The 5,304-nt window shown below is 42.0% G+C and carries 5 protein-coding genes and 1 pseudogene; 3 read left to right on the top strand and 3 right to left on the bottom strand.

The genetic code is table 11. The annotated features are described in order from the left end of the window. Window positions 1-143: 143 nt before the first annotated feature. From QVP90_RS10315 to QVP90_RS10305, 3 genes and pseudogenes are all read left to right on the top strand, one after another. Complete coding sequence (locus QVP90_RS10315; protein WP_021936358.1) at window positions 144-422, top strand: hypothetical protein; 279 nt, start codon at window positions 144-146, stop codon at window positions 420-422. A 15-nt stretch (window positions 423-437) separates the two neighbouring features. Next, window positions 438-1,043 (top strand): annotated as a pseudogene (locus QVP90_RS10310) (formylglycine-generating enzyme family protein); the annotation flags it as partial. Between the two features lie 44 nt (window positions 1,044-1,087). Further along, complete coding sequence (locus QVP90_RS10305) at window positions 1,088-1,855, top strand: hypothetical protein (protein ID WP_224204050.1); 768 nt, start codon at window positions 1,088-1,090, stop codon at window positions 1,853-1,855. 680 nt (window positions 1,856-2,535) lie between these two features. Here the strand turns inward: QVP90_RS10305 and QVP90_RS10300 are convergent. The 3 genes from QVP90_RS10300 to QVP90_RS10290 all read right to left on the bottom strand — a co-directional run. After that, window positions 2,536-3,657, bottom strand: coding sequence for a Fic family protein (locus QVP90_RS10300; RefSeq protein WP_021936356.1), 1,122 nt, complete (start codon window positions 3,655-3,657; stop codon window positions 2,536-2,538). Then, on the bottom strand, window positions 3,654-4,082 hold the full coding sequence (locus tag QVP90_RS10295; protein WP_021936355.1) for an ASCH domain-containing protein: 429 nt from the start codon (window positions 4,080-4,082) through the stop codon (window positions 3,654-3,656). Before QVP90_RS10295 ends, QVP90_RS10300 begins: the two co-directional genes overlap by 4 nt. Next, a partial coding sequence (locus QVP90_RS10290; RefSeq protein ID WP_288204262.1) for a GNAT family N-acetyltransferase occupies window positions 4,072-5,304 on the bottom strand: 1,233 nt, incomplete at its 5' end. The genes QVP90_RS10295 and QVP90_RS10290, both read right to left, overlap by 11 nt.

Below are 5,304 nucleotides of genomic sequence, written 5' to 3'. Positions count from 1 at the left end.
AGTCAATACATCAAGCGAGGAGGTAGTTTCTATTATAACGACGCTTATCGTTTTACTTCGACCTACCGGTATTTCTATACCTCTACCGACTATACCATCGGGACGAGAATCAGCTTACGTTGAACAAACAGTAAAATGGCCCTATGAGAAATATATATATTTCGGCATTACACGCATTGCTGTTAGCAATCATGCCGACAATCTTAACCGGTTGCACACAGTGCAACGCTGGAAATAAAGGACAGATGAAAGATATGCAGCAAAAAAGAACAGCCGGCAAGATAGTCGGCAGTTATACGGAGGAACACGACGGTATCCGTTTCACGCTGAACGGCGTGGAGTTCAAAATGATAACAGTTGAAGGCGGCACGTTCACAATGGGACATGACAACCGCCAGCCGAACGAAAAACCGGAACATTAGGTAACATTATCCACTTTCTGGATAGGCGAAACCGAAGTGACGCAACCGCTTTGGAAAGCCGTCATGGGCAACAATCCGAGCCGTAGCAATCGTGGCGACAATTATCCCGTGGAGAATGTGACTTGGAAAATCTGCCATGAATTTGTGGAACGGCTTACAGCCATGATGCACGAGGCCGGAATGCCGCAGGAATGGGAGTTCCGGATGCCAACCGAAGCACAATGGGAGTTTGCAGCCAAAGGCGGCAACAAGAGCAAAGGCTATACATACGCCGGAAGCAACACGTTGAGCGAGGTCGGTTGGAACCTGAATGACGGCAGGGAGAGCCATCCCATAAAGCAGAAACGACCGAACGAGTTGGGTATCTACGATATGTCGGGCAATGTGTATGAATGGGTTGCGGACTATTTCGCACCTTATACCACCAAGCCGCAGACCGATCCGTGCAACCTTACCCGTATCAATTCTTCGCGGCAGGTCATCAAACGCGGCGGCTCGTTCTGGTACAACGATGCTTATCGTTACACCTGCACTTATCGCTATGCCTACTATGAGGACGTAACGGATGAGAGTATCGGGTTTCGGTTGGCTCTAAAAAAAACATTAAATAATATTTTATAGTTGACATATAAACAAACATTTTACATGAAAGAACAAAGTAAAAAATCTTCTCTTTTTTTGAAGGGAAGCAACACCTAACCCACTTCGCTACCGAACAGGATGTAGCGGAAGAACTATTCGAGTTACTTTCCGAAGCGAGAGAACTTTATCTTCAGGATGTGATTGTGGACGGCAAACGGTATAGCCGCTATGTGGATGACTTCATCAACAGTCACCGATACATAAACTGCAATAACGCGGTTTGCCGGAACTGCCACGAAATGAACATCCACATTGTCAAGGGGCTGTTGGCCGAATGTGTCCACCTTATCAAGCCTCTTTTTGCCGCATTAGATTTCTCTTTCGAGGAGTGCATGGAACTGCGAAGACTGTATGACCGATCAGAACCGTTGCCGCCACCTACCAAACGTCATACCGATGGCTTTATAAAAGCCCCGCCGCTTTCTTTCGGCTGCAACTTCACTCAAGAACAGATGACGGGTATTGTGTCTTGTGCCAATACTTATCATCTGTTTTGCGTTTCAGAGGTTTGCGTCGAAGATATGGAAGCTCTCTTTTCCTGCAAAGAGGGCTTTCACATTCGGGTAAACAATCTTCGTCATGTGGTTATCCTTTTCGATGCGCTACTCGAAAACTCATTCATCCAATCCCGCTGGCAGTCCGTTCTGGACAAAGGGCGGTTCCTGCAATCCAAGGACGGCGCACAGTTCATTACCGCTTCCAGTCTTTCATCGGCACTTTCTGCCGTCAGAAACAACAAAACATCGGTCATCTGCGGAATAAAAAGAATCATCAAGGAATTGAAAATATAGAGCACGAATCTCTCGCAAAATGGGAAGCACTGTGTTGGCCAAACCATACATAGTACTTTTCCATATTCACGGTACTTCTATCCCAATAGACTCTTTATTATTTGTAAAAAACACCGCTGAAGCACAATGAATGTACAGCGGTGTTCTTTTTCAATCCCCTTTTTTATGGATATGGGGTTTCAGAGACGACGTATTACCTGGTGTCTGTTTGTTGTCTCTTTGACGTCTGTCTGGTTTCCCCGTGGATTTTGCAATCCTTTTTGGTCCTGGCTTAATTCCCATATTTTTATTTATTTAAGTTTCAAGTAAAAGGACAATAAAGATGCCAAGCGTTATTTGGCGTAAAACAGTTCAAATTTATGACATATCAATGACATTTTGACAGATTGACAGTAATGGTTTTGCCGTAATTCATAACTCATTTTTGAATAATATTGGACAATCTTGCCGCCTATGCTTGCAGTTTGTGTGGCAACTCTTCCGACGACGAATGTCGGTCGGGGTATTAGGCTCCCCCGAAAAGAATTTCGTGGACATAGGGCAAGCCCGAACAAAGATAGCTTTGGCAAATGCCTAATGCAAGAAGCTGCATTGGATACCGAAAGCTATCCGATAAAAATGTCACAAAAGAATGTCATTATCAAGGATGGGAAAATCCCAAACGATAACAATTATCAAGACTATTGCATTTTCTTGATTTCGTTATACAGAGCCAAGCCTTTTGCCGTGAGCAAGTATTTTTGTCTCGGATGATTGGGCTTGTCGGGATATAGCACCTTGAGAAAACCTGCCTCGAAAGCGGGGTTTATATAGTTCTCCAAAAATGTCGGACGATGTTTTAGTCCGACTTTTTCCATCAATCCTTTTAATGATAATTGTTCATTTGACAAGGCTAACAGCAAAACGCGAACTTGTTCGGGTACTTGTACGGTAGGTTGTTCGGTACTTGTACGGTCTTCGTGTTGCATTTGTTCCTCAATCAATTCTTCCGGTGCATCAACAACCATATACCGATTCCGCAACTCATTGTTTTCGCCTAATAACAGATTACGGAAGAAACGCTCCAAATATTCTGAATTACGCATAATGCCTTTCTGTACGTTCTGATAGTTGGCTCGTACCAGCGCATTGCGGAAGTACCACGAATGGTTGGCGAACAAGTCGTTTGTCACGTCAAAGCCCATAGAACGGAGATAAAGAATCGTGAACACGGCCGTCGTCCGTGTATTTCCCTCACCGAACGGATGGATTTGCCACAGCCCCGATACGAATTTGGCAATGTGGCTCGCTAATCCATTCCTGTCCACTTTGGAGTAGTCGAACCGGCGTTCTTGTTCCAAGTCGTATTCGATCGCATTGCGAAGGTCGGGTGCGGAAACGTACAACACCGTATCACCACGCAGCACCCACTCTTTTTTGGTGATGTTGTAATCGCGAATCTGACCGGCAAACTTGAATACACCGTCGAAAATCCGACGATGGATCGAGGTTAGCCCGACAAGCGTAAAAGCAAAGGTTTTCTCGGTAAGCAGCCGGCGAATATTGGTCGAAGCCGTATCTGCCTCGTGCATTTCGTCATCTTCTGGTGTACGAGCTTCTTTTGACTGGTAATAGCTCTTTATAAGCTGTTCGGCCTCGTCAATCGTAATTTCTCCCTCAATATCTTTGCGTGCAGTCTCGATAAGATAATCGGAGGGTTTCAGACCATCAACTGCCTGCAAGCCGATTGCGGTCTGCCATGCATAGCCCTTTTCCCGTTGCTGCGGTTCGCCTTGGCGTATGTATTCATCGAAATTCATCATATCTCAAATCTCTTTATTCCTAATTTATTACATAATTCTTCGGCTGTCTCTTTGAGGTATGTATAAGATTGTGGAGCAGAAACATTATTGTCCAAACACATTAAAGATTTGGGTGTTTCTAATTTGAATACCGCTTTAAATTTAATTGCATAGGAATCTTGATGGTCAGTAAAATAGAGCATGAAAAAATCCTTGGAAACACCTGCATGTTTTTTGGTTTTTTCCCACACGCTTTCTGGCGTCCCCTTTAAAATAGAATCTATCTTAATCAAGGCGACAATCATTTTGATAGGTGCAGTTGCATATACGACAATGTATCGTATATCCGTAGGAATACGCTTGCGATATTCGTATCGTTTCTCTCCAGATAATATTTTTTCAATATGACTTGGATGAATGGATAATATAATCGTTTCAGTTTTCATGTATCAATGCTAAATATTGTTTATTATCAATTTTTCTAATACTTTGGATATATCCTTCAATTTTGGCTTTAGCTATCTGTAGATAGGATATTTCTTTGTCAAGAGCTATATACCGGAAAAGTATTACCAATGTTTTCTTCTTCAGAATCTCCTGTAGATCCGAATAATTGTAGACGGTTCTTTTGGCAATAGCAGGAAATACTTCGTCGATATTTTCTGAAGATAAGACATCTTCAACTATGCCCATACATTGTATGGATTTGCGATCTTTACTTCTGTAAAATAAGACAATATCACCTTTCCGAATGGATTTGATTCGAGAATGACATAAATAAGCTTTTTTTATAGTATTGCCTTGACAAGAATATAAAGATTGATCCTTCTCGAATAAAGAGCCTTTCATGCTACTGAAGTCCGGGAATAAATCTTCATGATATTGCGGTTGAATAGGAATAATGAATTTTTGAACGGATTCATTATCCTTGAAATAGGGGTAATACCTTATCAAAGAATCCAAACTACCGAAATTATCATTCATTAATTTCATTGGCTTGATATAAACATCATCCTGTTTATATTTACCAAGGCAATAAAAACCATAGTCTAAACAAAGTCCTACAAGTGTTTTCTGTTCCTCTCCGAACGTATGTAGATATATCCAGTCCAACTTGTTTTTTACACAATAGTCGAATGCGATATACAAAAGTCGTTCGCCTAACTTCTTTCCACGAGCCTTAGGGTCTACCTTAAACGTGCAAAGTTTCAGAATGCGTCCATGAGTAATTTCTCCATTATCAGTTAGTCGGGCATCCTGTTCATGTTTGTATATACAGATTGCAACTACCCTGCTGTCTTCATCTTCAATACACCAACATTTCCGCTTGTTTTCTGCGCATTTTTGAAACCATCTATCAAAACCGTCATACGATTGTCGTAAAGATTCAAAGAACGGTTGGTTTTTGTCTATTTCATATAAAAAACGTTCTTTTACACCAGTGTAATCGAAAGAAAACGGGATAGTCGTATATCGCCTAAGTAATAACAAGAATTGTTCTAACCGATATACTTTATCCTGCAATCCTATTTTCGAGGCTTTCCGGTGAATGCCTTCGTCGTTTGTAACGAGAAGGTGCGCTGCACCCCGATACAAAGCGAACAAAACGTTATTGTCTACTTTATCATTATCGTTAGATTGCGATAAACCGAGTTCATGGCATTCCTG

It is taken from the genome of Bacteroides sp. CAG:189, from assembly GCF_000432295.1.
Lineage (GTDB): Bacteria > Bacteroidota > Bacteroidia > Bacteroidales > Bacteroidaceae > Bacteroides > Bacteroides salyersiae.
This window is presented reverse-complemented; position numbering and strand designations above follow the sequence as displayed.